27 protein-coding genes and 1 other annotated feature are annotated in these 26,202 nt (G+C 40.1%); of the genes, 21 read left to right on the plus strand and 6 right to left on the minus strand.

The window, feature by feature from the left end:
• Positions 1-173 precede the first annotated feature (173 nt).
• From CFT42_RS01500 to CFT42_RS01520, 5 genes are all read left to right on the plus strand, one after another.
• Positions 174-611: a MarR family winged helix-turn-helix transcriptional regulator gene (locus CFT42_RS01500; protein ID WP_088808835.1), complete on the plus strand. Its 438-nt coding sequence runs from the start codon at positions 174-176 to the stop codon at positions 609-611.
• The gene (gene mdrM / locus CFT42_RS01505; RefSeq protein ID WP_088808836.1) at positions 608-2,068 is read left to right on the plus strand and encodes a multidrug efflux MFS transporter MdrM; all 1,461 of its coding nucleotides are present in this window, start codon (positions 608-610) and stop codon (positions 2,066-2,068) included. Before CFT42_RS01500 ends, mdrM begins: the two co-directional genes overlap by 4 nt.
• 164 nt (positions 2,069-2,232) lie before the next feature.
• Positions 2,233-3,009, plus strand: a complete 777-nt coding sequence (locus CFT42_RS01510) for a phosphotransferase family protein (protein WP_088815224.1) — start codon at positions 2,233-2,235, stop codon at positions 3,007-3,009.
• 7 nt (positions 3,010-3,016) lie between these two features.
• Positions 3,017-3,655, plus strand: a complete 639-nt coding sequence (trmB, locus tag CFT42_RS01515; RefSeq protein ID WP_088808838.1) for a tRNA (guanosine(46)-N7)-methyltransferase TrmB — start codon at positions 3,017-3,019, stop codon at positions 3,653-3,655.
• A 68-nt stretch (positions 3,656-3,723) separates the two neighbouring features.
• Positions 3,724-4,563: a YtnP family quorum-quenching lactonase gene (locus CFT42_RS01520; protein ID WP_088815225.1), complete on the plus strand. Its 840-nt coding sequence runs from the start codon at positions 3,724-3,726 to the stop codon at positions 4,561-4,563.
• 123 nt (positions 4,564-4,686) lie between these two features.
• Here CFT42_RS01520 and CFT42_RS01525 read toward each other — a convergent pair whose 3' ends face one another.
• Positions 4,687-4,998, minus strand: coding sequence for a PepSY domain-containing protein (locus tag CFT42_RS01525; RefSeq protein ID WP_088808840.1), 312 nt, complete (start codon positions 4,996-4,998; stop codon positions 4,687-4,689).
• Positions 4,999-5,154: 156 nt separating this feature from the next.
• On the opposite strand from CFT42_RS01525, the gene CFT42_RS01530 reads away from it, so the two are divergent.
• Both CFT42_RS01530 and CFT42_RS01535 read left to right on the plus strand, forming a co-directional pair.
• Positions 5,155-6,228, plus strand: coding sequence for a M42 family metallopeptidase (locus CFT42_RS01530; RefSeq protein ID WP_088808841.1), 1,074 nt, complete (start codon positions 5,155-5,157; stop codon positions 6,226-6,228).
• 4 nt (positions 6,229-6,232) lie between these two features.
• Entirely contained in the window at positions 6,233-6,433 is a 201-nt protein-coding gene (locus tag CFT42_RS01535; protein WP_240310277.1) for a hypothetical protein, read from the plus strand.
• A gap of 19 nt (positions 6,434-6,452) precedes the next feature.
• Here CFT42_RS01535 and CFT42_RS01540 read toward each other — a convergent pair whose 3' ends face one another.
• Complete coding sequence (locus CFT42_RS01540) at positions 6,453-6,896, minus strand: YtoQ family protein (RefSeq protein WP_088808843.1); 444 nt, start codon at positions 6,894-6,896, stop codon at positions 6,453-6,455.
• Between the two features lie 75 nt (positions 6,897-6,971).
• Between CFT42_RS01540 and CFT42_RS01545 the strand changes: the two genes are divergently transcribed.
• From CFT42_RS01545 to CFT42_RS01570, 6 genes are all read left to right on the plus strand, one after another.
• On the plus strand, positions 6,972-7,346 hold the full coding sequence (locus tag CFT42_RS01545) for a thioredoxin family protein (protein ID WP_088808844.1): 375 nt from the start codon (positions 6,972-6,974) through the stop codon (positions 7,344-7,346).
• 35 nt (positions 7,347-7,381) lie between these two features.
• Complete coding sequence (locus CFT42_RS01550) at positions 7,382-8,158, plus strand: DUF1444 domain-containing protein (protein WP_088809072.1); 777 nt, start codon at positions 7,382-7,384, stop codon at positions 8,156-8,158.
• Between the two features lie 6 nt (positions 8,159-8,164).
• Positions 8,165-8,782, plus strand: a complete 618-nt coding sequence (gene ytpR, locus CFT42_RS01555; protein ID WP_088808845.1) for a YtpR family tRNA-binding protein — start codon at positions 8,165-8,167, stop codon at positions 8,780-8,782.
• Between the two features lie 254 nt (positions 8,783-9,036).
• On the plus strand, positions 9,037-11,229 hold the full coding sequence (locus CFT42_RS01560; protein WP_088815226.1) for a DNA translocase FtsK: 2,193 nt from the start codon (positions 9,037-9,039) through the stop codon (positions 11,227-11,229).
• A gap of 258 nt (positions 11,230-11,487) precedes the next feature.
• A complete protein-coding gene (murC, locus tag CFT42_RS01565) occupies positions 11,488-12,834 on the plus strand; it encodes a UDP-N-acetylmuramate--L-alanine ligase (protein WP_088808847.1) in 1,347 nt (448 codons plus the stop codon).
• An 80-nt stretch (positions 12,835-12,914) separates the two neighbouring features.
• The gene (locus CFT42_RS01570) at positions 12,915-13,436 is read left to right on the plus strand and encodes a peroxiredoxin (RefSeq protein ID WP_088808848.1); all 522 of its coding nucleotides are present in this window, start codon (positions 12,915-12,917) and stop codon (positions 13,434-13,436) included.
• Between the two features lie 109 nt (positions 13,437-13,545).
• Here CFT42_RS01570 and CFT42_RS01575 read toward each other — a convergent pair whose 3' ends face one another.
• Positions 13,546-14,658 carry an aminopeptidase gene (locus CFT42_RS01575; RefSeq protein WP_088815227.1) on the minus strand — a complete coding sequence of 371 codons (1,113 nt, stop codon included), beginning with the start codon at positions 14,656-14,658 and terminating at the stop codon, positions 13,546-13,548.
• Positions 14,659-14,846: 188 nt separating this feature from the next.
• Here CFT42_RS01575 and CFT42_RS01580 point away from each other — a divergent pair, with 188 nt between their 5' ends.
• The 5 genes from CFT42_RS01580 to tyrS all read left to right on the plus strand — a co-directional run bounded on the left by CFT42_RS01580 (position 14,847) and on the right by tyrS (position 19,912).
• Positions 14,847-15,302 carry a DUF948 domain-containing protein gene (locus CFT42_RS01580; RefSeq protein WP_088808850.1) on the plus strand — a complete coding sequence of 152 codons (456 nt, stop codon included), beginning with the start codon at positions 14,847-14,849 and terminating at the stop codon, positions 15,300-15,302.
• A 14-nt stretch (positions 15,303-15,316) separates the two neighbouring features.
• On the plus strand, positions 15,317-15,823 hold the full coding sequence (locus tag CFT42_RS01585; RefSeq protein ID WP_088808851.1) for a YtxH domain-containing protein: 507 nt from the start codon (positions 15,317-15,319) through the stop codon (positions 15,821-15,823).
• 200 nt (positions 15,824-16,023) lie between these two features.
• Positions 16,024-17,109, plus strand: coding sequence for a bifunctional 3-deoxy-7-phosphoheptulonate synthase/chorismate mutase (locus CFT42_RS01590; protein WP_088808852.1), 1,086 nt, complete (start codon positions 16,024-16,026; stop codon positions 17,107-17,109).
• 246 nt (positions 17,110-17,355) lie between these two features.
• Positions 17,356-18,354, plus strand: a complete 999-nt coding sequence (gene ccpA, locus CFT42_RS01595; protein WP_088808853.1) for a catabolite control protein A — start codon at positions 17,356-17,358, stop codon at positions 18,352-18,354.
• Positions 18,355-18,412: 58 nt separating this feature from the next.
• Positions 18,413-18,597 (plus strand) — a binding site (T-box leader).
• Positions 18,598-18,652: 55 nt separating this feature from the next.
• Entirely contained in the window at positions 18,653-19,912 is a 1,260-nt protein-coding gene (gene tyrS / locus CFT42_RS01600) for a tyrosine--tRNA ligase (RefSeq protein ID WP_088815309.1), read from the plus strand.
• Positions 19,913-19,955: 43 nt separating this feature from the next.
• Here tyrS and CFT42_RS01605 read toward each other — a convergent pair whose 3' ends face one another.
• From CFT42_RS01605 to CFT42_RS01615, 3 genes are all read right to left on the minus strand, one after another.
• The gene (locus CFT42_RS01605) at positions 19,956-20,303 is read right to left on the minus strand and encodes a YxeA family protein (RefSeq protein WP_088815228.1); all 348 of its coding nucleotides are present in this window, start codon (positions 20,301-20,303) and stop codon (positions 19,956-19,958) included.
• A gap of 179 nt (positions 20,304-20,482) precedes the next feature.
• Entirely contained in the window at positions 20,483-21,085 is a 603-nt protein-coding gene (rpsD, locus tag CFT42_RS01610) for a 30S ribosomal protein S4 (protein ID WP_088808855.1), read from the minus strand.
• Positions 21,086-21,294: 209 nt separating this feature from the next.
• Positions 21,295-21,783: a GAF domain-containing protein gene (locus CFT42_RS01615; protein ID WP_088808856.1), complete on the minus strand. Its 489-nt coding sequence runs from the start codon at positions 21,781-21,783 to the stop codon at positions 21,295-21,297.
• A gap of 218 nt (positions 21,784-22,001) precedes the next feature.
• Between CFT42_RS01615 and CFT42_RS01620 the strand changes: the two genes are divergently transcribed.
• From CFT42_RS01620 to thiI, 3 genes are all read left to right on the plus strand, one after another.
• Entirely contained in the window at positions 22,002-23,699 is a 1,698-nt protein-coding gene (locus CFT42_RS01620) for a septation ring formation regulator EzrA (RefSeq protein WP_088815229.1), read from the plus strand.
• 135 nt (positions 23,700-23,834) lie between these two features.
• A complete protein-coding gene (locus tag CFT42_RS01625; protein WP_088815230.1) occupies positions 23,835-24,971 on the plus strand; it encodes a cysteine desulfurase family protein in 1,137 nt (378 codons plus the stop codon).
• Complete coding sequence (thiI, locus tag CFT42_RS01630; protein ID WP_088815231.1) at positions 24,971-26,182, plus strand: tRNA uracil 4-sulfurtransferase ThiI; 1,212 nt, start codon at positions 24,971-24,973, stop codon at positions 26,180-26,182. The genes CFT42_RS01625 and thiI overlap by 1 nt, the downstream gene beginning before the upstream one ends.
• The last annotated feature ends 20 nt before the right edge of the window (positions 26,183-26,202 follow it).

Here is a 26,202-nt window from a genome sequence, read left to right on the forward strand (position 1 = left end):
AAATTACATATATGACCTAAACGCTCGTATATAAGGATTGATAACGCTTTCTCTTAGGGAGAGGCGAAAAAACCGCCTTGACCTGATTAGAATAAAGGCGTATAATTCATTTTGCTAATTGTTCGCATACGAATTATTCCTATGCAAACAATTGTAAAAGGGGGTAAGATTTTGTGGATGAGAAGTTAGTAAGAGAAGTTATTTTGTCTTTTCGTGAAGTGTCTCGAAAAACGCATCAATATCTAGCTGAAGAGGCAGACAAACGTGGTATCACAACGACACAATTACTTGCTCTAAGTTCATTAAAACGTGAGCCTCATCTTACGCTTGGTGAGTTAGCAGACCGAATGAAATTAAGTAAAAGTACGACATCAGGAATCGTTGATCGTCTTGTTAAAGCTGGATTTTTAACACGAAATCGGGTGGAGCTAAACCGCCGGACGTTAAATTTAGCCTTGACAGAACTTGGCGAAGAGAAGGCGTCCACTACATATGATGTTTTCTTTAAACGACTTGAACCAATACTTGAAATTGGTGAGCGCGAACTTACGGAAATGCTTGCAACACATCAGCAAATGATTCAAATTTTAGAAAGAGGGATGCAAGAATGAATGTACAGGCGAAGACGACCTCGGTAAAAAGAAACGGTATTTTAATAGTTATGCTGATGGGTGCTTTTGTAACAATTTTAAATCAGACACTAATGAATGTAGCTTTACCGAGTATTATGAAAGATTTTAACATTACAGCGAGTCAAGGACAGTGGCTATCTACAGGTTTCATGCTTGTAAATGGTGTCATGATTCCAATGACCGCATTTTTGATAGAGCGATTTACAACTAGACAGCTTTATTTATTTGCGATGATTACCTTTGCAATTGGGACCGCAATTGGGGGATTTGCGCAAAATTATACGATGCTTATTGCTGGGCGTATGGTTCAAGCGGTTGGTGCCGGAATTGTTATGCCACTTTTAACGGTGGTTGTTTTAAATCTATTTCCAATTGAACGACGTGGCCGTGCGATGGGACTTATTGGCCTTGCCATGAACTTTGCACCCGCAATTGGTCCGACGCTTTCAGGGTGGATTGTCCAAGAATATGCTTGGCGCGATTTATTTTTCATCATCATTCCATTTGCGATTGTCGATATTATCGTAGCCATTTTCTTACTGCGAAATGTTGGGAAACGTTCATTTCCTAAATTGGATGTTCTTGGCGTCGTCATGTCAACAGTTGGTTTCGGGAGCTTATTACTCGGATTTAGTAATGCTGGAGACCATGACTGGCTTACGTTTAAAGTCGTTGGTTTTATCGCGATTGGGCTTGTTGTTCTTTCGCTATTCATTTGGTACCAAGGGAGAGCCAAAACGCCACTTCTTAACTTTAAGGTTTTTAAAAATCCAACCTTTGCTTTAACCACGATTATTAGTTTCTTTGTTTTTATGGGTCTTTTTGGAGGCATGCTGTTACTGCCAATATTCTTGCAAAATGTGCGCGGCTTTTCACCGCTAGATTCTGGTTTAGTTCTGCTTCCAGGAGCGCTTATAACGGCTGTTTTATCGCCAGTTACGGGGATGATGTTTGACCGATTTGGTGCGAAATATTTGTCGTTAGTAGGTCTTATTATTATGACTGGAGCGACGTTTATGTTTTCGAACATTGGTGAATCGACAACACTTACTTATATTGTTATAGTCCAAACGATTCGTGCGGGTGGAATGGCCATGGTCATGATGCCACTTCAAACAGCGGCGCTCAACTCTCTTCCGCTTGAGATGGCGTCACACGGCTCTGCAATGTTTAATACAATGCGACAAGTTGCCGGGTCAATTGGAACAGCAGCGCTCATCACTGTAATGTCTAAAAGTGCTAGCAGCTTCGCAAATTCACTCAGCGCAACTGATGTCGTTGGAAAGACGAAAGAACAGCTTGCGAATCACGTTCTGATTCACGGGATTGATACAGCCTTTTTGATTGCCGCACTCTCAAGCGTTATTGCGTGCGTTCTAACGTTATTCATTCGTAAAAATCCTTCTGGACTAAATCCAGTTGTCCATAAAAATTAATTTGAAATCCGCCTAAAAAACCAGTAGGCGGATTTTTCACTTCAAAAAAATGAAAGCCCGAACATATGTTGACTTGACTTACTTCCGTTGGAGAAGTACAATCAATTTTAGACATGATTTATTTGCGAAGTAATGAATCATTTACTAAAAAGGTGTGTTTCAAGATGAAGGATTATTTTTTTGGGGCTGAATATGAAATAAGTTCTGCCGGCGGAGAAACCGGTCAAGCTTTTGTTGCGAGAAAGGAAGACGAAAAATTCTTTTTAAAGAGGAATTCTTCGCCTTTTTTAGCTGCGCTCTCTGCTGAGAACATTGTTCCTAAACTTGTATGGACAAGACGTGTTGAAAATGGAGATGTTATTACAGCGCAAAAATGGGTCGAAGCTCATATTTTAGACGCAGATGAAATGATGGATAAACGCGTGGCACAACTTTTAAGTAAAATTCATCGCTCGAAGCCACTAAAAAAAATGTTGCGGAAAATCGAGAACAGTTCTTTATCTTCTGAAAAAATGCTCGCGAATTTAAACAGCTTTAAGGAACAGTTTAACGACGCAGAAAATGTGGCCTATACATACCTTTTAGATCATGCTGAGCAAATAAATTCAGATGAGCTGGTCGTTTGTCACGGGGATATGAACCATAGCAACTGGATGATTTCCTTAAAAGACGAGCTCTATTTAGTTGATTGGGATTCCGCGATGCTTGCCGATCACGCAAGCGATTTAGCGATGCTCCTTTATCAATATATCTCACGAAATAAGTGGGGCGAGTGGCTAAGTGCATACGGAGAAGCATACTCGGAAAAACTGCACCACAAGTTAAAATGGTACGGTTTATGTCAGGCATTAACACGTATTTATGCGGCTAATCTAGCCGAGCAAGAACGTTCAAAAGCGAGCGAGCTTTTAAAAGTAATCTTAGAAGATAATGAGGTGTAACCAATTCATGCGTGTAAAGCATAAACCATGGGCGAAAGATAAATTGCTAAGCCATCCTGAAGTTTGCGTCGCAAATCCGGCTGACTTTAAAGGGAAGTGGCAAGAGCTTTTTGGCAATCAAAATCCCATTCACATTGAAATCGGCTCAGGAAAAGGCCAATTTGTAAGCGGCATGGCTAAACAAAATCCGGAAATCAATTATATCGGCATTGAAGTCGTTGAAAGCGTACTTGTTGTTGCGCTTGATAAAGTATTAAATGCGGGCGTTTCAAACGCACGTCTATTGTCTGTTGACGGTGCAGCACTACTTGAATATTTTGAACCGGGCGAAGTGGCGCGAATTTATTTGAATTTTTCTGATCCATGGCCAAAAAAACGGCATACGAAGCGGCGCTTGACGAACCCGACCTTTTTAGATATTTATAAAGCGCTTTTGCCAACTGATGGTGAAATCCATTTTAAAACGGATAATCGTGGATTGTTTGAATATTCGCTCGTTGCATTTTCTGACTATGGCTTGCAACTAAGCTATGTGTCACTCGATTTGCATGCCGACGAAATCAGCGACAATGTGATGACGGAATACGAAGAGAAATTTTCACAAAAAGGCTTTCCAATTTACCGTTTAGAAGCATCATTTAAATAAACGAAACAAGAAGTTGCTCAGCGCGACTTCTTTTCTATAATAATATTATGTAAACAAGGGGTGCTCTTATGAAAATTGGCAAAATTGAAATTCATTGGTTAAGAGGCGGAAAATTGGCGTTTGATGGTGGGGCGATGTTTGGCGTTGTACCAAAAGCGCTTTGGAAGAAAAAATATCCGGTCAATGAAGCCAACCAAATTGCGGCATATGCCGATCCAATATACTTAAAAGTCGCAGGCAAACATGTCCTAATTGATGCAGGACTGGGGGTAAACCGACTTACAGAAAAACAAAAAAGGAATTTTTCCGTAGAAGAAGAATCTTTTATCGTTCAGGATTTAGCTCGTTTAGGTGTGACGCCTGAAGAAATTGACTTTGTGCTCATGACGCACTTGCACTTCGATCATGTGACAGGGTTGACGGGAACTGCTGAGGACGGAACACTCACATCGGTTTTTCCGAATGCAAAAATTATTGCTTCTGAAACGGAATGGGACGAGATGCGCGCCCCAAATATTCGCTCAAAAGCGACGTACTGGCCGGAAAATTGGCAAAAAATTGAAGCCCAAATACATACTTATTCGGAAAAAATGGAGGTTCTTCCTGGCGTAACGATGCACCATACGGGGGGGCACAGTGCGGGACACGGTATCGTTGAAATTTCTTCTGACGGGATGCACGCCGTTCATTTAGGCGACATTTTCCCAACACACGCGCATTTAAATCCACTATGGGTGACTGCCTATGATGACTATCCAATGGACAGCATTTTTGCGAAAGAAAAATTGTTTGCCAAATGGATGGATGAGCAAACATGGTTTTTATTTTACCATGATGCATTTTATGAAGCGATTCAACTCAATCGCGCTGGCGAGATAACGAATAAAATGGAAAAGAAAAGGGGCTGATAAGCTTCTTTTTTTTGCGCTCAAAATTAACATAGGGGGCAGGGGTATGTTCATCTGGATACTTGTAGGGGGTATTAGAAAATTGCATAAAAATGCCCCTTCATGTAAAAGGGGCATGCTCTCTTATGTAAGGTATACGTCAATAATCGTACCCGTTTTTGCATCTGCAATAAATTCAAACTGTTTCTTTTCGCCTTCGCGAATTGCCGTAATTCCGCCGTGATATACGAAAGTATCAATCGCATATTTTTTATAATGCTGTTTTTTTAGTTGAATCCAAGAGCCTTCAATAGGTCCTTCCTTTTTAAAAGCATCTTTGACATTTTCTAAAATAACATCACCAGATATCGATTTATCCGAAAGACAGTAATGGTTCAGTAAATGACCAGCAGCAGCGCCAAAAGCAGCACCTGCAATAAAAGCTTTCCAGTCCATGTTTTTCCTCCCTCAATAATTTCCCTCTATGTGCGAAATTTACTCACGTACTCATTATACTACACTTTCGGAAAATGGAAAGTATTTTTAATGACGCTTTCAAAACACACGTAATCTTGCTATACTAAAAGAGTTAGAGCGAAAGGGTGGTTAACAGTGAAAGAAGAAACATTAAAATTGTTTAAAACATTGACCGAGTTACAAGGAACATCCGGTGATGAATTTCGAGTGCGGGATTTTGTACGAAAAGAAATTGAACCAGTTTCAGACGAGGTCATTCAAGACGGGTTAGGCGGCATTTTTGGTGTGCGACACGGCGACGCAGCTGGCCCGCGCATTTTAGTTGCTGGACATATGGATGAAGTAGGCTTTATGGTGACACAGATTACAAAAGCCGGTATGCTCCGCTTTCAAACAATTGGTGGTTGGAATCCGCAAGTCATGCAAGCGCAGCGCGTTCAGGTTATGACAGAGAGCGGCCCAGTCATTGGCGTCATCGCGTCTGTACCGCCACATTTAATGTCCGATGCAGAACGAAATAAACCAACGGATCCAAAAAACCTCCTGATTGATATTGGCGCCGACTCCAATGAAGAAGCAAAAGAACTCGGACTTAAACCGGGGCAATTTATCGTGCCAGTATCTGAATTTACACCGCTCGCAAATCCGAAGAAAATTTTAGCAAAAGCTTGGGACAACCGTTATGGTGTCGGGCTCGCAATTGAACTTTTAAAAGAGCTTAAAGGCGAAGCACTCCCTAATACATTGTTTTCAGGAGCTAACGTCCAAGAAGAAGTCGGACTTAGAGGCGCTGGCGTAAGTGCTAATATGATTCAACCAGACTTGTTCTTCGCTTTAGATGCTAGCCCTGCAAACGACACAACAGGAGACAAAACACAGTTTGGTCAACTTGGTAAAGGCTTCTTAATGCGGATTTTTGATCGAACGATGATTATGCACCGAGGCATGCGCGAATTTTTACTCGATACAGCCGAAAGCAATCAAATTCCGTATCAATATTTCACATCACCAGGCGGCACAGACGCTGGGAAAGTACATACTTCGTTAAGCGGCATTCCAAGCGCGGTTATCGGTATCCCATCAAGATATATTCATTCCAGCAATTCTATTTTGCACGTCGATGACTACGCTGCTGCCAAAGAAATGATTACAACCATCATTCGAAGTCTCGACCAAACAACATACAACACCATACGTGAAAATGCTTAGGTTTTTGAAAAAAGCGACGGTTTTAATCGGTGTGGCTCTTCTCATGAGTGGCGTCATCTGTTTCATTTTAAGTGCGCTAAAGATTGGAAACTTCGAGCAAGGCTGGGCGCTCACCGCTTTTGTAGCAGGGGTGATGATACTCATTTATGAAGGCTTGCAATTTTATATCGCAGAACGCAAAAAAGCACGAAAATCAAATCGCTGATTTTCGTGCTTTTTTGCGACTAGCCAAATGTATAATGAAGCACTTTTGCCGCAGCTTCAATGGTTGCAACAGTCACGTTCGCGCGTTCTGACAATTCTTTTAACGGGTGATGCAATTTTTCCGGGCGAATTAAGATGAGCGGTTTTCCGCTCGCAACAGCGAACGAGGCGTCCGATGCCGTATTCCACTGCTTAAATTCTTCCCCAAAATAGGCCACCACAAGATCGGCTTTATTTAAAAAAAGCTGTGTTCGGAGATTGTTGATTTTGGAAGCTTGGATGTCGCGATATAGCGCGTTTGGTTGCTCGCCTAGGATAACTTCGCCGATAGAATCTGATTTTTCATGGTTTTCTTCTGGACCAGTGAATGTGAATGAAACGCCTTGTATGTTGCTAATTGCATGACGCAATTCGTTTCGCCAATCAGAATGGATTTCGCCAGCTAAATAAATGTTATAGTTCATTTTTATAACACTCCTTTCTCATTTATCATAACGAAAAAAAGAAAACGCTTCAAATGTTTTACAGAAAGCGGATTTCTGGACGAATGGCACAACTTTAGGTACGATTTAACAAGGAAGAACTTAAAGGAGCGTTTTAAAATGAAAAATTTAGAATCTGTTGAGCAGTTTCAACAAGTAAAAGAACAAGGAAAAACCGTTTTTATGTTTAGTGCGGATTGGTGTGGCGATTGCCGTTTTATCGAGCCTGTCATGCCAGAAATCGAAGCAGAAAATGAAGACTTTGCTTTTTATCATGTTGACCGTGATGAATTTATCGATTTATGCGCAGAACTAGCGATTTTCGGTATTCCAAGTTTTTTAGCATTTGAAGACGGGGAAGAAATTGGCCGCTTTGTCAGCAAAGATCGTAAAACAAAAGAAGAAATCAATGACTTTTTAGCTGCGCTTTAAAAGGAGGAAGCTCTTTGAAAATCACGACACTTGCCATGAAAGCAAAATTAGAAGACATGTTACGAAAAGATGGAAGAACGTTTTCTTTCGATAGGGAAAAAGAACGTTTAAAAGTTTCAGAAAATGAGCATACGATAACGCTATCCGTTCCGCAAATCATTGCACGATTTGAAGAAGAAGGGGAGGCCTCCTTTCAAAAAGTCGTGTATTACGTCAATGAAGGCTTTCAGGCGAGCCGTCAAAAAGTCAATTTAAGTGGAAATAGCGACAAAATTTTGCCTGTCATTCGTGCTGGCTCTTTTCCGCAAAAAACAAAAGCGGGAGAAAAATTATTTTGCGAGAAACATACAGCCGAAACAAACATTTTTTATGTTTTTGATACAGGAAAAGCCTACAAATTTTTAACGGAAAATGATTTAGAAGCGGCGAACATTTCACCAAATGATTTGCGTAACAGCGCCATGCAAAATGTAAGAAAACTAGATACGCCACTGAAGAAGGATACAGTTTCCGGCAATGACTTTTATTTTTTAAGAACGAATGATGGTTATGACGCCAGTCGCGTTTGCAATGACGCCTTTTTAGCGGAGATGCGTGCCAAGTTCACGGGTGAAATGGTCCTTGCGATACCACATCAAGATGTACTGATTTTAGCCGACATCAAAAACAATACTGGCTATGATGTGTTGGCACACATGACGATGCAATTTTTTTCAGAAGGAATTGTTCCAGTTACCTCTTTGCCATTTGTGTATAATAATGGTAAACTGGAACCGATATTTATTATGGCGAAAAATAGACCAAAGGAGTAGGGGAACTTGATAGCAAACGTATTTTACAATGAAAAAGGAATCGGCGACACCCTAATTGTTGCCATCAAAGACATTAATCGATACACACGTTCTTTTGAGAAAAAAGGCGATGTAGTACGAATTTTTGACACTGAAACAGGCGATTTAAGCGGCTTTAACATTTTCAACGCTTCCAATTATTTCGCACTACAAGCAAATGGAAAAGTCAAATTGACGGAAGAATTTGTCGCAAAAATGCAAGAGGTGATTAAAAACGCCGGCTTTGCTGACAATTTAGATATCGATTTATCACCAAAATTTGTCGTGGGTTACGTTGAAAGTATCGAAAAACATCCAAATGCCGATAAACTTCGCATTTGCCAAGTGAGTGTTAAAAACGAGCAATTACAAATTGTTTGCGGCGCACCAAATGTTGATGCAGGCCAAAAAGTAGTTGTTGCAAAAATTGGTGCAGTGATGCCAAGCGGACTGGTCATCAAACCATCTAACTTACGTGGTGTCGATTCTTTCGGGATGTTATGCGCTGCGCGAGAATTAGCGATTCCAGATGCGCCACAAGAAAAAGGTATTTTAGTTTTAGAGGCCGACAATGAAGTCGGCGCAGCTTTTCCAGTTTCTTTTTAATCCAATCAAACTAGCTAGCATCGTCTAGCTAGTTTTTTTGTAAATAAAAGTGTGTACAATACTGCTTCGAAATGTTCTTTTTTTACCTAAGAATTGGGATATAAGATTATATTATGACCCCTTTGAAGCTTTATACAGCAACGGTTAAAGTAGGTTCTGAAATATTAATGACGAAATTACGATGGTCATGTATAGCTTTAATTATTTTTCTCTGTTAGAATCAAAAAAGAAAATCAAAATTAGGTGTGATAGATATGGGATGGTTAAAAGATTTTTTCTTTGGGGATTTTGAAGATTCAAAAGAAGAAGTGCCGAAACAGCAGACGGCAGTCGTAGAAACCAAAATAAAACGAGAACAACCAAAAGTGAATATGAAAAGGACCGCAAAACGTCCAGTAAATATAGGGCAAAAAAAACGGACAGTCGCAACGAAAATGGTATATGAATACCCAAAAGGTAATTTTCGCTTTCCAGTTATACCTGACAAAGCGCAGGCAGAAAGGGTACCAGTTGTGCAAACGAGAAATAATACAATCGATAAAGTGGCACAAACGCACACTACTGTAGAAACTAAAGTTGTAGCGAAAGAAAAATTCACGCCGACAGATGTTCCGTCGCCAGTTTTTGCTTTCCATAAACGGCCAAGCCATTTTGAATTTGATTTAGATGACCAAACATCTGAAAAGCCAACACAAGAACGCATTTCGTTAATTACTGAAGAAGTGGAGCAGTTTGTGGAGGAAAAACCGGAAGTTATTGAGGATTTAAATACAGCTGTAGTCACGGAAGAACCAGTTTTCCAAAAAAGCGAAGAAGTGAAAGAACCTCAAGTGAAAAAAACAGAAAAAACGTTTTCGCAGAAAAAAACAGCAACGAAATCGCATATTCCGTTTAATGTCATGATGGTAAATAACGATCAGAAAGACGAGTCAAAAGAGGAAGCGGATTCCTATTTGGCGCAAACGGAGCAAGTTGTGACCGTTCCTGAGAAAAAAGTGCGAGAAGAGGGGGAGCAACCGTCTTCTTACTATCTTCCTTCGCTGCGCCTATTAAGTCCTCCAGTTTCATCGAACAAGGATGAGGGCTGGCTTGATTATCAGGAAGAGCTTTTGAATGAAACGCTAAAAAACTTTAATGTGGAAGCGCATGTTGTGAACCGAACGCAAGGTCCATCAGTGACGCGTTTTGAAGTGCAACCTGAAAAAGGTGTTAAAGTAAGCAAAATTACGAATTTAACTGATGATATTAAATTGAGCTTGGCGGCAAAAGATATTCGAATTGAAGCACCGATTCCAGGGAAAAGCACAATCGGTATTGAAATTCCCAATCCTTCTAGCCGGCCAGTGATGATTTCTGAAATTATGAATACATCGATTTTCCAAGAGAACCATTCTCCGCTAACCGCCGCGCTTGGGCTCGATATTTCAGGAGCGCCTATCGTGACGGATTTGCAAAAAATGCCACACGGACTTATTGCAGGGGCAACGGGTTCAGGGAAAAGTGTGTGTATTAACTCGCTCTTAGTTAGCTTGCTTTATAAAGCGCGACCAGATCAACTAAAACTACTTTTAATTGATCCGAAAATGGTCGAGCTAGCACCGTATAATCGTATTCCACACCTCGTGAGTCCGGTTATTACTGATGCAAAAGCTGCCACAGCAGCGTTAAAATGGGCTGTTGAAGAGATGGAAAGACGCTACCAGCTATTCTCGCATACAGGGGTTCGCAATATGGAGCGTTATAATCAATTATCAGAAGCAGAAGGGCACTCTGGGGAAAAACTCCCGTATATTTTAATCGTAATTGACGAATTAGCCGACTTAATGATGGTCGCTCCAAATGATGTGGAAGAGTCAATTAGCCGCATTGCTCAAAAAGCTAGAGCTTGTGGTATTCATATGATTGTGGCGACACAACGTCCGTCTGTTGATGTTATTACGGGACTTATTAAAGCAAATATTCCAACACGTGTTTCCTTTTCCGTATCGAGTTCGATTGATTCACGAACGATTCTTGACGCCACTGGTGCTGAGAAGTTGCTTGGAAAAGGGGATATGCTCTTTTTACCAAGTGGCGTAAGTAAACCAGTCAGACTGCAAGGAACGTTTGTAAGTGATGAAGAAATTGATGCAGTTGTTAGTCATGTACGTAACCAAGGAGAGCCAAGCTATTTATTTGTGGAAGAAGAGCTCCTTGCGAAAGAAACGCTACGTGAGGAGGAAGATGAACTTTTTGATGAAGCTTGCGATTTTGTGATGAATCAAAAAGCCGCTTCAACTTCGCTTCTACAACGTCATTTTAGAATTGGCTATAATCGCGCGGCGAGACTGATGGAAACATTAGAAAACTATAATATTGTTTCAGGTACGAATGGTTCTAAGCCACGAGATGTAATTATCACACATGAGCAGCTTGAAAAGTTGCGGAATAAAGATACGGCAAACTAGGGCTAAATTCATATGAAAGCGCAGATAATGAATAAATTAAAACGTTTTCTTACTTGATTATCTAAGCCTTTTTCCGTGATTTAGAAGAATCGTTGTTCTAAACAGGCGATAAATGCTATAATATAACGAGTGAACGAGTGCATAAACTATTTTACATTAAACACTATTATGAACAGGAAATAAGATGATGTCTAAAATTACAGGATATATATCTTTTTAGACACCCTCTTCAAGTTGAAAATACGGGGGTTCGAAACAATGACAACTTATCATTTTGTTGGGATTAAAGGCGCGGGAATGAGTGCGTTAGCTCAAATTTTACATGATAAAGGATACAAAGTGCAGGGCAGCGATGTTGAGAAGTATTTCTTTACACAAAAAGTATTAGAAGATAAATCTATTCCAATTTTCCCATTTGGTGCAGAAAACATCAAAGAAGGTTTAACTATTGTGGCTGGTAATGCTTTTCCAGATACGCATGAGGAAATTTCAAAAGCATTAGAAATGGATTTGCCAGTTATTCGTTACCATAAGTTCTTAGGCCAATTGTTAGATGGTTATACTAGTGTGGCGGTGACAGGTTCTCATGGCAAAACATCAACAACGGGTTTACTTTCGCATGTATTAGAAGCCATCAAACCAACGTCTTATTTAATTGGTGACGGTACTGGTAAAGGGGATAAAAACGCGGAATATTTTGCTATAGAAGCATGTGAATATCAACGTCATTTCCTTGCATATAAGCCTACATATGCGATCATGACAAATATTGACTGGGATCATCCTGATTACTTTAAAAGTGTCGATGATGTTTTTAACGCGTTTGAATCTTTTGGCAAGCAGGTAAAAAAAGCTGTCTTTGCTTTAGGTGATGACGTTCAACTTCGTCGCTTAGAAGACGTGTTAACTATTCCAGTTGTTTATTTTGGCTTTGGCAGTGAAAATGAATACATCGCAAAAAATGTTGTTAAAAAAACAACAGGCACTTTATTCGATGTTTACCATGAAGACAAACTTTTAGGGAACTTCGAAATTCCAACTTACGGGGATCATAATGTTTTAAATGCTCTTAGCGTTATTTCGCTTGCTCATTATGACCAGTTAAGCATGGAAGAAGTGAAAAAAGAGTTACTTACATTCGAAGGTGTAAAAAGACGTTTTAGCATTACGGAAAAAGCGAATCAAATTTTAGTGGATGATTATGCACATCACCCATCTGAAATTCGTGCAACAGTGAATGCGGCGCGACAAAAATACCCTGATAAACAAGTAGTTGCGGTTTTTCAACCACATACTTTTACACGCACAAAAGCATTTTTACAAGGTTTTGCTGATAGTTTGAATTTAGCAGATGAAGTTTATCTGTGCGATATTTTTGGTTCAGCCCGGGAAAAAACTGGGAATTTAACCATCTATGATTTGGCCAAAAAAACAAAAGGAAATCATGTTATTAAAGAAGAGCATACTGATGCACTTCTTGCTTACGATAATGCTGTCATTTTATTTATGGGGGCTGGAGATGTTCAAAAATTCCAAGCCGCTTATGAAAAAGTACTAGATAACCAATCGAAAACACAAGCATTAGGAGAAAAAGCTGCATTTTAATTTGAACGATTAAGCTGGTACTTTTGTATCAGCTCTTTTCTAAATATGACACTAAAAAGCAACTAGGAGGGAATTTTGACGTGGCTATTCGTTTAGTAGGCAATAAGGCGCCAGATTTCTGTGAACTGGCAGTAATGCCGGATTCGACCATCAAAAAGCGAAGTCTAGCAGATTTTTTAACATCTGATAAATGGCTCGTGCTGTTTTTTTATCCGAAAGATTTTACGTTCATTTGTCCGGCAGAAATCAACGCGATTTCGGCTAGAGTAAAGGAATTCCAAAAACTGAACACGGAAATTGTCGGCATCTCAACAGATAGTGTTCAAACGCACTTAGAGTGGATACAAACGCCCATTTCAAAAGGCGGAATTGGTCAACTCACCTATCCTTTACTTGAAGATGTATCGCGCACTGTAGCGCTGAATTATGGTGTTTTTGACGAAGAAAATGAAGAAGCCTTGCGCGGACTTTTTATTATCGACCCAACTGGAAAAATTCAATACGAAACGATTCATGTGAACACCGTATCACGCGAAGTCGATGAAATTTTACGAGTACTTACAACTTTGCAAACCGGTGGACTGTGCGAAATAGAGTGGTAAAAAGAGTCCGTGACATAAATGAAAAGAAGCATAAACTCAGTAAAGCCCGATGGCATTATTACTGGATTTATGCTTCTTTGTTTTTCCGCTATCTAATTATCTGTATCTTTTAAACTAAATTTGCGGGATTTAAAATTTCTAATTCAGGTAACACGAACAAACCATCTTTACGAATTAAAACATCGTCAAAATAAATTTCCCCGCCGCCGTATTCCTTGCGCTGAATGTTAACTAAATCCCAGTGAATTGCAGAAGTGTTGCCGTTATACGCCTCGTCATAGCATTGTCCCGGCGTGAAATGGAAACTACCTTCGATTTTTTCATCAAATAAAATGTCGCCCATCGGTTCATGAATGAATGGATTCACACCAATTGCGAATTCGCCGATGAAACGGGCTCCGTCATCTGTGTTTAAAATTTCATTGATGCGTTCGGTATCATTAGCTGTAGCTTCAATAATTTGACCGTTTTCAAATGTAAACGACACATTTTCAAAAACAAAGCCTTGGTAGGGACTTGGCGCGTTGTAGCTTAATGTTCCTTGTACAGAGTCACGCACCGGTGCCGTATAGACTTCGCCATCAGGAATATTTAGTTCGCCTGCACATTTAACAGCAGGAATATGCTTAATCGAAAAACGCAAATCAGTCCCAGGGCCCACGAGATGCACCTTATCAGTTTTATTCATTAAAGCAACTAAACTATCCATGGCAGCACTCATTTTCGCGTAGTCGAGTGTACAGACATCAAAATAGAAGTCCTCAAAACCTTCCGTACTCATACCGGACAGTTGCGCCATTGAAGAAGTTGGATAACGTAAAACAACCCACCTCGTTTGTTTTACACGAATATCCGTGTGCATTTTTCCAAGCGTACCACCAGAAATTTTCATTTTTTCAGCAGGAACGTCAGATAATTCGTTAATGTTGTCGCCGGAACGAAGACCGATGTAAGCGTCCATTTCTTTCATCACAGCCCCTTCAAAAGAAGCCATAAGTTCGTACTGCTCTTTATTTGCTCCGAGTAAAAGGGCGCGGTCGATTTTAGGTTCTTTGATAGAAACAAATGGGCAACCGCCAGCGTCATAGGCTTCCTTCACCAAAGCTTGAACAAGTTCTGTTTGCAAACCAAAGTTTTCAATTAATACTTTTTCGCCTTTTTGAAGTTTGATGGAATAGTTGATGAGATTATAGGCTAATTTTTGGATACGTGGATCTTTCATTTAAATGCCTCCCTAAAAGTTTTCTCTCTTATTTTACATGAAAAAAGAAGGAATGGGAACGCATAAAAATTCATTTTATTTTATTTTTTCGTTTGAAATTGCTAAAATAGATATGTAACACGTGAAATCGTTTTAGTTTTACATAATTAACGATAGGGTAAAGAAGTAGAATATGGAGGTGTGAGTACATGATTGTCATTCTATATATTGCAGCACTCATCGCGGCAATTGGCTTATTTGTTATTGCAATTTACTTAAGCAAGACGTTGAAATCAACATCACAAACACTTGATGAAGTAGCAAAAACAGTAGACAAGATGGCGACAGAGCTACAAGGAATTTCGGGGGAAACGCAAAAAATACTCGACAAAACAAATGATTTACTTGAAGATGTGAACGGAAAAGTTGCGAAAGTCGACCCAGTTTTTGATGCTATTGGTGATGTTGGAACTTCTCTACTTGGCTTAAGTCAATCTGTTCGTGAACTTGCAACATTAGCGACGAACAAAGTTTCTGCAAACGATAAAAAAATTGCTCAAGCAGTTTCGATCAGCAACTCAATCCTTGCTTTTAAAGACAAAATGAAAGCAAGCAAAAGAGCTAAGGAAGCCGCAAAAGAAGCTACGAACGAAACAATATCTTGATGGAGGGGAAAAAAATGGCAGATAAAGATGGTTTAAATGTAAAAGATTTTCTAATTGGTGGTTTAATCGGCGGGATTGTCGGTTCAGTAACGGCTTTGCTTTTAGCGCCTAAGTCAGGAAAAGAATTGCGTAGTGATTTAAATGAACATGTGGATGTACTTAAAGAAAAAGGTAACGAATGGAAAGATGTTGCCTACGAAAAAGGTATTGAAATTGGCGGTGTTGCTAAAGACAAAACAAGCCAATTAAAAGATTCCGCAGGTGGTTTTGTAGAAGTGGTAAGAGACAAGTCACAGCAATTAGCAGATACAGTTGCTAAACAAGGTAAATCAGTAAAAGATGTCGTTTTAAAAAATAAAGAAGAAGATATTGAGGCTGCGTCTGAAGCTGCTGAAAACGTGAAAGAAGAAGTGGAAAGCGCTTCTAAAGGCGTACAAAAAGCTGCTGATAAAGCTAAATCCGATGCTAAAAAAACAATCGAGTCAGGCAAAGAGGAAGCTGAAAAAATAATTAAAAAATAAAGCTTAAAAACATTGCACTAATTTGGTGCAATGTTTTTTTGTCGAAAAGGTTGCCAAATCATGTGAGGAATGATAATATAACTGGTATAACTCTTTATCACTTAAAAGCGATTAAGCGTAAAAGAATGATGACAAAGAACGAGTTATCCTCTATAATGAATGGTAATCTTTATATAAGGTAACAGAAGGGTGGAATACTGATGGTGAACAAAGACTTAGATGCGCTTCGCAATCAAGTGGACGAGCTCAACCTTGAATTGCTAAATGTGATTAACAAGCGCGCAAATTTAGTGCAAGAAATTGGTAAAATTAAAGGAGTGCAAGGTTCGCTACGATTTGATCCACTCCGCGAAAGAGAAATGTTAAATCAAATTGTTGAAAGCAATAATGGACCATTTGAGGATTCAACAATTGAACATTTGTTTAAAGAAATCTTTAAAGCTGGACTCGAATTACAAGAAGAGGACCATTCCAAAGCGCTTCTTGTTTCTCGTAAAAATAAAAAAGAAGATACCATTGTCAATGTCAATGGCCTTCCAATTGGAAACGGGGAACCGGTTTTTGTTTTTGGACCATGTTCGGTTGAATCCTACGACCAAGTGGCAGCAGTGGCAGCTTCTATTCGCGATAAAGGCCTCAAATTAATTCGTGGCGGAGCGTTTAAACCGCGCACAAGTCCGTATGACTTCCAAGGTCTTGGTCTTGAAGGCTTGCAAATTTTAAAGCGCATTTCAGATGAGTATGGTTTAGGCGTGATTAGCGAAATTGTGACGCCTGCTGATATTGAAACGGCACTTGATTATGTGGATGTTATTCAAATTGGCGCACGCAACATGCAAAACTTCGAACTATTAAAAGAAGCTGGTCGTGTGAATAAACCTATTCTTTTAAAACGTGGTTTGTCGGCTACAATTGAGGAATTCATTGGGGCGGCAGAATATATTATGTCCCAAGGAAATGGTCAAATTATTTTATGCGAGCGCGGAATTAGAACGTATGAGAAGGCAACTCGGAATACGTTAGACATTTCTGCTGTTCCGATTTTAAAGAAAGAAACGCATTTGCCTGTTATGGTTGATGTGACGCATTCCACTGGCCGTAAAGATTTACTCTTGCCATGTGCGAAGGCGGCGCTTGCGATTGAAGCGGATGGTGTGATGGCGGAAGTTCATCCAGATCCTGCTGTTGCGCTTTCTGATTCTGCACAGCAAATGAACATTCCAGAGTTTGATGCTTTCTGGGAAGAAATTTTAGCATCAAAATTAATGGCTCATCGAGTAAAATAAAAAAGGAGTAGCTTTCTGCATGCGGAGAGCTACTATTTTCCATTCAAAAAGTAAGCCTTTTCATATCGGAAAATGTATATTCATGGTGTATCCATGCTATTTTAATATGAAAATAAATGAAAAACAGAGATGAAAACAATTGCATAACACAAATGTTTGCTGTATGATAAAGTGAAGGTAAGCATGTTTACGTTTACATTGGAAGCAACTTGCTTCTTTAAATATTTTTTTGGAGTGTGAATTGAGATGAATGTGACCATTTATGATGTTGCACGTGAAGCGAATGTGTCAATGGCAACGGTATCACGTGTCGTGAACGGAAATCCAAATGTTAAACCCGTAACAAGAAAAAAAGTTTTAGATGTCATTAATCAGTTAGGCTATCGTCCAAATGCTGTCGCACGAGGGCTTGCTAGCAAACGAACAACAACAGTTGGCGTTATTATTCCTGATATTTCCAACGTTTTTTATGCGGAGCTTGCACGAGGGATTGAAGATATTGCGACGATGTATAAATACAATATTATTCTAAGTAGCTCGGACGAAAACGAAGATAAAGAACTGCAAGTTTTGAATACTTTATTAGGAAAGCAAGTGGATGGCATCATCTATATGGGTGAAAAAATCACGGCGCAATTGCAAGAGGAGTTTGATCGCTCGCCAGCACCTGTAGTACTCGCTGGAGCTGTCGATATGGAACAGAAACTTGCTTCTGTCAATATTGATTACCGGGAAGCTACAAAATCGGCTGTCGCGCGCTTTATAGCAAACGGGCACAAACAAATCGCGTTTATCACGGGTTCTTTAGATGAGCCAGTTAACCGCGAGTTTAAGCTAGAAGGGTATAAAGATGCGCTTAAAGAAGCTAAAATTAAGTACGACGAAACCTATGTTATCGAAGCGGATTATAACTACGATGCTGGGGTAAAAGCTTGGGAAAAACTTTCTGGATTAAAATCGAGACCAAATGCGGCTATCGTGACCGATGATGAACTGGCTATCGGCGTCTTAAATGCCGCACTAGATGCTGGTGTCAGCGTTCCTGATGAGCTAGAAGTGATGACAAGCAATAATACGAAACTAACACTTATGGCGCGCCCACAATTATCGACAATTGTTCAACCGCTTTATGATATTGGTGCCGTAGCCATGCGTCTTTTAACGAAGCTCATGACAAATGAAGATGTCGAAGAAAAAACAGTTGTTTTACCGCATAGCGAAAAACTTCGCGGTACGACAAAGTAAAACAAATCTTGACGAACGATTTTAATAATGGTATAACTAAAACTATAATTTGAATATGTAAATGACAATGAACGGACGAAGTAGTTTCTTATCCCTGTTACAAGAGAACCAGTGGTTGCTGTAAACTGGTACAAATAAGGAATGAATTACATCCTGGAGTCACGTTGCAGCAGTGCAGCCGGTTAAAAACCGTTAAACAATGAAGTTCAAAGTTGGGTGGTACCACGTTAACACGTCCCTTCGCTATTTTTAGCGGAGGGCTTTTTTATTGACTAAAAACGAGAAAGAAGGTTTTAAAATGAATATTATCGATGAACTAGAATGGCGCGGAGCAATTTATCAGCAGACAGATGAGGCTGGCTTGCGCGAATTAACCGCAAAAGAGTCCATTTCATTATATTGCGGCATTGACCCAACAGGAGATTCCATGCATATTGGACATTTAATTCCCTTTATGATTTTGCGTCGCTTTCAAGACGCTGGTCACCGTCCGATTATTTTAGTTGGCGGCGCTACAGGAACGATTGGAGACCCAAGTGGCAAAAAAGAAGAGCGCAAGCTGCAATCGCTTGAACAAATTAATCAAAACGTCGCAAGTTTACGCGCCCAACTTGGTCAAATTTTTGACTTCGAGGGAAATAGTGCTGCAACCATGGTGAATAACTATGACTGGACAAAGGATTTATCCGTACTTGATTTTCTTCGTGATTACGGGAAAAACTTTAACGTGAATACAATGCTTGCCAAGGATATCGTAGCAAGCCGTCTAGAGGTCGGTATTTCGTTTACGGAGTTTGCTTACCAAATCTTACAGGCGATGGATTACAATCATCTATATGAACACAACAATTGCCGCTTGCAAATCGGCGGTTCCGACCAGTGGGGAAATATTACGGCAGGCCTCGACTTAATCCGCAAAAAACAAGGTGAAAACGCGAAAGCATTCGGCTTAACGATTCCACTTTTAACGAAAGCAGACGGAACGAAATTCGGGAAAACAGAAGGCGGCGCAATTTGGTTAAACGCAGAAAAAACAACGCCATATGAATTTTATCAATTTTGGATTAATACAGATGACCGTGATGTCGTGAAATACTTAAAATACTTTACATTCTTGTCTGAGACAGAAATTAACGATTTAGCACGTCAAGTAGAAGAAGAGCCTCATTTGCGTGCGGCACAAAAAACGCTTGCGGCAGAAATGACAAAATTCATTCATGATGAGGCGGCTCTTAGTCAGGCGATAAAAATTTCGACGGCGCTTTTCAGTGGCGATGTAGCGAGTTTGACGGCAGCAGAAATTGAACAAGGTTTTAAAGATGTGCCAACTTTTGAAGCGGGAACAGATGAAGCGAAATTAGTTGATTGGCTAGTTGATCTTGGTATCGAGCCTTCTAAACGCCAGTCGCGCGAGGATATTTCTAATGGTGCCATCTATATTAACGGAGAGCGGACGCAAGACCTTGAAAAAGTAATTGGTGCTTCTGACCGCATTGAAGGACAATTTACGATTGTTAGACGCGGAAAGAAAAAGTATTTCTTAGTCCGTTACGCGTAAATCAAAAAAAGGAATTTCACTTTAACCAGTGAAATTCCTTTTTTTAATTAACTTTTTCTTGTGCTTCTTTTGGAATGTCTGCTTTTTGAACTTCTTCATAGGAAGTAACGCCTTTTATCGGTTTGGTATAGATTTTCAAGTAGGCGCCTTTGCGCAAGTTTTTAATGGCAGAAAAATCAAGCTCTTTTTTCTCACCGTCTTCATTAAAGCCTGGAAGCGAGTAGTTATAACGTGTCGATTGGGCATGTTCATTTTCTTTTTCGCCATCTGTCGTGATTTTTGTATAGTAAGTGTCTGCCCCGATGTGATTATAATTCATAAAATAGTAACCTCCACCAATAAGTAAGGCTAAAACAGCCACTGTAATAATTGTACCCCATAATGCTTTCATAAAAAATACCAACTTTCTTTTGTTATTGTATAAATGTAGTATAGCAAGCGAAAGTAGGGGATTCCCTCGATGTAGATGACAAAGTGGAATGTTTGGCTTACAGTTTTGAAAGTGTGATTGTCATATAAAAAAACCCTTTGCAAGAAGCAAAGGGTTTTGACTGAAGTGTCATTAGACGATTAACGAGAGTAGAACTCAACGATAAACGCTTCATTAATTTCAGCAGCAAGTTCAGAACGCTCAGGAAGGCGGTTTAAAGAACCTTCTAATTTATCAGCATCAAATGTTACGTACTCAGGTACGAAGCTAGATACTTCTAAGCTTTCAGCAATTGCAGAGTTTTTAGCAGATTTTTCACGAATGCTGATTGCTTGACCTACAGAAACTTGGTAGGAAGGAATATCAACACGTTTTCCGTCTACTAGAATGTGACCATGGTTTACAAGTTGACGAGCTGCACGACGAGTGCGCGCAAGACCCATGCGGTAAACCAAGTTGTCAAGGCGTTGTTCAAGTAAAATCATGAAGTTTTCACCATGTTTACCTTGAAGTTTGCCTGCTTTGTTGAACGTGTTTTTGAATTGACGTTCAGTTAGTCCATACATATGACGCAATTTTTGCTTTTCAGCTTGTTGCAAACCATATTCAGACATTTTTTTACGTTGGTTAGGACCATGTTGTCCTGGAGCGTACGGACGACGCTCTAATTCTTTACCAGTACCGGAAAGTGAAATCCCAAGACGACGGGAAATTTTCCAGCTTGGACCAGTGTATCGAGCCATTAAAGACTCCTCCTTTTAATTTGTTTTTTGGCATAAAACAAACGAGTTTGCATCACAGCTAGGGCAGTTTACCTTCATATATCTTCACCTATGCAGCCGCAGGGTTACACAATATACCACAGAAATCTGGGGGTAAACAACTTACTAGAGCTCATCAAACAAGCTGCATTTTACACGCCTTCTAGTATAGTATAAAAACACCAGTATTGTCAACTGATTTCAGCGATGATTAAGTCTCTCATTTTCTCAAGCCATTTTTGATCAGTTGCATCAAAACGCGATGTGATAGGGCTATCGATATCTAACACGCCAATCATTTTGCCGTTTTTTGAAAGAGGAATCACAATTTCGGATTGACTCGCCGCATCACAAGCAATGTGTCCAGGAAAGGCGTTAACATCTTCAACGATATACGTTTTCTGGTCTTTCAATGCGCTTCCACAAACGCCTCGACCGTTCGGAATACGAATGCAGGCTGGGAGACCTTGAAATGGACCGAGAACAAGTTGATCGCTCTCTTCTTCATATAAATAAAAACCAACCCAATTAATAGTGTCTAAAGCTTGATTTAAAAGGGCGGATACATTACTTAAATTCGCAATCATGTTTGATTCACCTTGAATGAGTGCAGCCACTTGTTTAAAGGCTAGTTCGTAATTTTGTTCTTTTGAGCCTTGAAATTTTGGGATTTCAATCATAATTTCACCACATTTCTATGTTCATTTATGCAAGAAGTATAGCATAATTTAAAAAGTAGCTTCTAGCAGAATGACTTTTTTTCAAAAAAATGAAGTTAACGGGAGTAAAATTTTCTAAATCATGGTAGAATAAAGGATGAATTAGGTCGTGCCTAGCACTTTAATTAGGGCTTTGTAAGAAAGCTAAGGACAGCATTTGTGGAAATGGAGGATTTTGGATGTTTTTTTATATTTTAATAGGGATAATACTTGTTGCTATTGCCCTTTTCGGCGCTGGCTATTTACTAAAAAAGAAACATTATACGAGAATTAATTCACTTGAGGAGCAAAAATTGGCGCTTAGGGATCGTCCAGTAATTGATGAGCTTTCAAAAGTGAAAAAATTAAAATTGACGGGGCAAACGGAAGAATTATTTGAATCTTGGAGAAGGTCATGGGATGAAATTGAAACGCGACTTTTCCCTGATGTTGAAGAAGTATTGATGGAAGCAGAGATGAATACGGATAAGTACCGTTTTGGCTCGGCGACCCAAAATGAAAATGATTTAGAGCAGATGCTAGTTATGATTGACCGGCAGATGAATCAAATTTTAAACGGCTTAAAGGAACTTCTAACGAGCGAGGAAAAAAATGCGCAGGAAAGCCGGGCGACGAAGGAAAAGTTAGCGGAAATGCGTCGCGTGATTTTAACACAAGGTTTTAAGCTTGGTGGAACGCTTGAACGTTATGAGGCGGCACTTAATGAAGCGGGTGAAAAAATTAACCGCTATGATGACTACACGGATCAAGGGGATTATTTAGAGGCTCGCGAAATTATTATTTTAGCCAAAAAAGATTTACAGGTTTTAGAAGAAGAAATGGAGAAGACGCCGAAACTGCTACATGAAACCGAAACAGTGTTAGCGGGCGATTTAGAGCAGCTTAAAGAGGGCTATGCGGAAATGATACAGGCTGGCTACTTTTTGGAACAACTTGAGTTTGATAAAGAACATGCGAGATTGACGGATCAAGTGAAGAAAGCCAATGACCTCGTGCTAAAGGGGGAACTTTCTGATGCGGAAACGTTAATTGCTGAAATACATACGGAAATTAATTTGTTTTATGATGCGCTTGAAGGCGAAGTTCATGCGAAAAATTTTGTTAGTGAAAACCGCGCTGCAGTTTCTGATAAACTTGAGGCGCAAATTGAACTTTCAGCGAAACTTGCTGAACAAATTGCGGAAGTGAAAGAAACGTACCATGTTTCTGAAGAAGAGCTTGCGACTTATCTTGCCACTTCAGCAAATCTCGCGGATCAAAAAGAGATTTTCAGCCAAACACTTGCGAAGCTTAGCGAGCAAAAGATGGCCTATTCTGTCATTCAAGATGCATTAAAAGAGATTGACGATAAACTGTTAACTATTGCAGTTGAGCAAGATAAAATTGGCGAGGATTTACGCTCGCTTAGAAAAGATGAACTTGAAGCGCGTGAAGATATGGAGCGTATGAAGCGTCAAACGGTACAACTGAAGCGCCAAATTGACCGAGCGCGCCTGCCTGGTGTTCCAGCTGAATATGATGAACTTGAAGCACATATGTATGAAGCGCTTGAAAAAATGGAAGAAAGTTTGAGTGATCGCCCGCTTAAAATGAAAACAGTTTCGAAAAACTGGCAAACTGCGAAAGAAGATTTAGAACATATTTCGGGCAAGGTCGCTGAGATTATTGAAAATGCGGCGCTTGTTGAGTCGGTTATTCAATACGCGAACCGTTATCGCTTTGAAAGTCAAGAGCTTGATGCGGAACTCAAAAAAGCAGAACAGCATTTCTACGAAGATTTCCAATACAAAAAAGCACTTGAAATTGCTGTCACCGCACTTGAAAAAGTGGAAGTCGGTGCATTTAAGAAAATCGAAAAAGCATTTTCTGAGGTGTAATCAATTTTGTTTATCAAAGACAATCAGACTGATGACAAACGGCACTCTTCGTCGTTTGCCTTCAGTCTGTACTTCTTTTTCTTGACATGTGTGGTAAAATAGTGAAGGATAACTTTTAGGAGGCGCATGTCCCAAATGATTTATTTTGATAATAGTGCTACGACAAAGCCTTATGCAGCAGCACTTGAAACATATACAAAAGTGGCGAGCCATTATTTCGCTAACCCTTCTTCTTTGCATAAATTTGGACAAAAAGTGCGGGAGCTTCACGAGGAAGCGAGGAAACAAATTGCGACACTCATGTCGGCTCGCACTGAAGAAATTATTTTCACATCAGGTGGAACAGAAAGTAATAATTTAGCCATTAAAGGTATTGCTCATGCATATCAAAATCGCGGTAAACATCTTATTACAACACAAGTCGAACACCCTTCGGTTAAAAATGTGATGCAAGAGCTCGAACAAAACGGCTTTAACGTGACTTATTTACCAGTGACAGAAACCGGGCAAATTCGCCTTGAAGATTTAAAAAAAGCATTACGTAAAGATACGATTTTAGTGTCGATTATGCATGTTAATAATGAAGTTGGTGCGGTTCAGCCCATTCAAGAAGTGGCCGATCTTTTAGCAGAAACAGAAATGCCGCTTTTCCATGTTGATAACGTACAAGGATTCGCAAAAATGGAGCTTGACCTTGCGAAAATTGATGCGATGTCCATCTCTGGGCATAAATTGCACGGTTTGCGTGGTACAGGCGTCTTATACAAGAAAAACAAGCTAAACCTCCAACCAGAAATGCTTGGCGGTGGTCAGGAGCTGGGGGTAAGGAGCGGCACAGAGAATACAGCAGGCATAGTAGCGCTCGCCAAAGCAATGCGTTTATCGCTCGAAGATTTCCAGAAGAAAGTTTCTAATTTGACCAATTTACGCGACTTCCTACTAGCAGAAATTAGCAAGCTTGACGGTGTCACGATTCATACTGATGCAGCTAGTTCCGCGCCGCACATCATTTGTTTTTCCGTTAAAAAGCAACGCGGCGAAGTGCTTGTTCACGCTTTGGAGGAAAAGGAGGTTTTCGTTTCGACCACAAGTGCCTGCTCCTCGCGCGCTAAGCTTGAAAGCAGTACGCTCCACGCAATGAAAGTCCCGGAAAACCAGGCGACGGGGGCCATTCGGCTAAGCTTATCTTATGAAAACACAAGCTATGAAGCGGAACAATTTATTGGAATTTTAAAAGATATTTTACAAAAAATTAATGAAGTGGTGAAATAATGAAATTCGAACGTATTTTAATTCGTTACGGCGAATTATCGACAAAAGGAAAAAATCGCAAACAATTTGTGGCGCGCCTGGCGACGAATGTTAAGCGCGTTTTAAAGGATATGCCAGAAATTAAAGTGCACGGCGAACGCGACCGGATGCAGCTCTATTTGAACGGCGCGGATTATAAGCTTGCGATGGAACGTTTAAAGCCGATTTTTGGGATTCAATCATTTAGTCCCGTCGTGAAAGCTGAACTTGATGTGGCTAAAATAAACGAAGCGGCTTACGAACTTGTGAAGGCACATCATCAAGCGGGTGGCACGTTTAAAGTGGCGGCTAGACGGAGTTTTCGTGACTTCCCGCTCGATTCAAACGAGCTCAATCAAGAAGTCGGTGCTTTTGTGCTTCGAAACCTAGAAGATTTATCGGTTAATGTCAAAAAGCCAGACTTGAAACTAAACGTTGAAGTCCGTTCAGACGGCGTGTTTTTATCCTGCGAAACGATTTTAGGGGCTGGTGGTTTGCCAGTTAGTTCTTCGGGGCGTGCGATGCTCATGTTATCTGGTGGAATTGATAGTCCTGTTGCGGGTTATCTGGCGATGAAACGCGGTGTTGAGGTAGAAGCGGTGCATTTCCATAGTCCACCGTACACGAGCGAACAGGCGAAGCAAAAAGCGATTGATTTGGCGCGTAAGATTGCGAAATATAGCGGGCAAATTCAAATGCATGTGGTGCCGTTTACAGAAATTCAAGAAACCATTAAGAAACAAGTGCCGGAAAGCTATATCATGACCGTCACGCGGCGTCTGATGCTCCGAATTACGGATCTGCTTAGGCAAAAGCGAAATGGTCTTGCCATTGTAAATGGCGAGAGTTTGGGCCAAGTGGCGAGTCAAACGCTAGAAAGTATGCTAGCTATTAATGCAGTGACGACAACGCCGATTATTCGACCGGTTGTATCGATGGATAAAAATGAAATCATTAAAATTGCGCAAGACATTGATACATTTGAGCTTTCCATTCAACCGTTTGAAGACTGTTGTACGATTTTTACGCCAGCAGCACCAAAAACAAAGCCAAAATTAGAGAAAGTCTTGCACTATGAAAGTTTCATTGATTTCGATGCGCTTATCGACAAAGCTTTAGCAGGAATTGAAACATTTTCTGTGGAAGTAGCGGAAGAGGCTGAAATCAAAGATGAGTTTGCAGACTTATTTTAACTAGAAAGAGAGGCTGCTAG

Origin of the sequence: Listeria goaensis, from assembly GCF_900186125.1 — a bacterium.
GTDB lineage: Bacteria > Bacillota > Bacilli > Lactobacillales > Listeriaceae > Listeria > Listeria goaensis.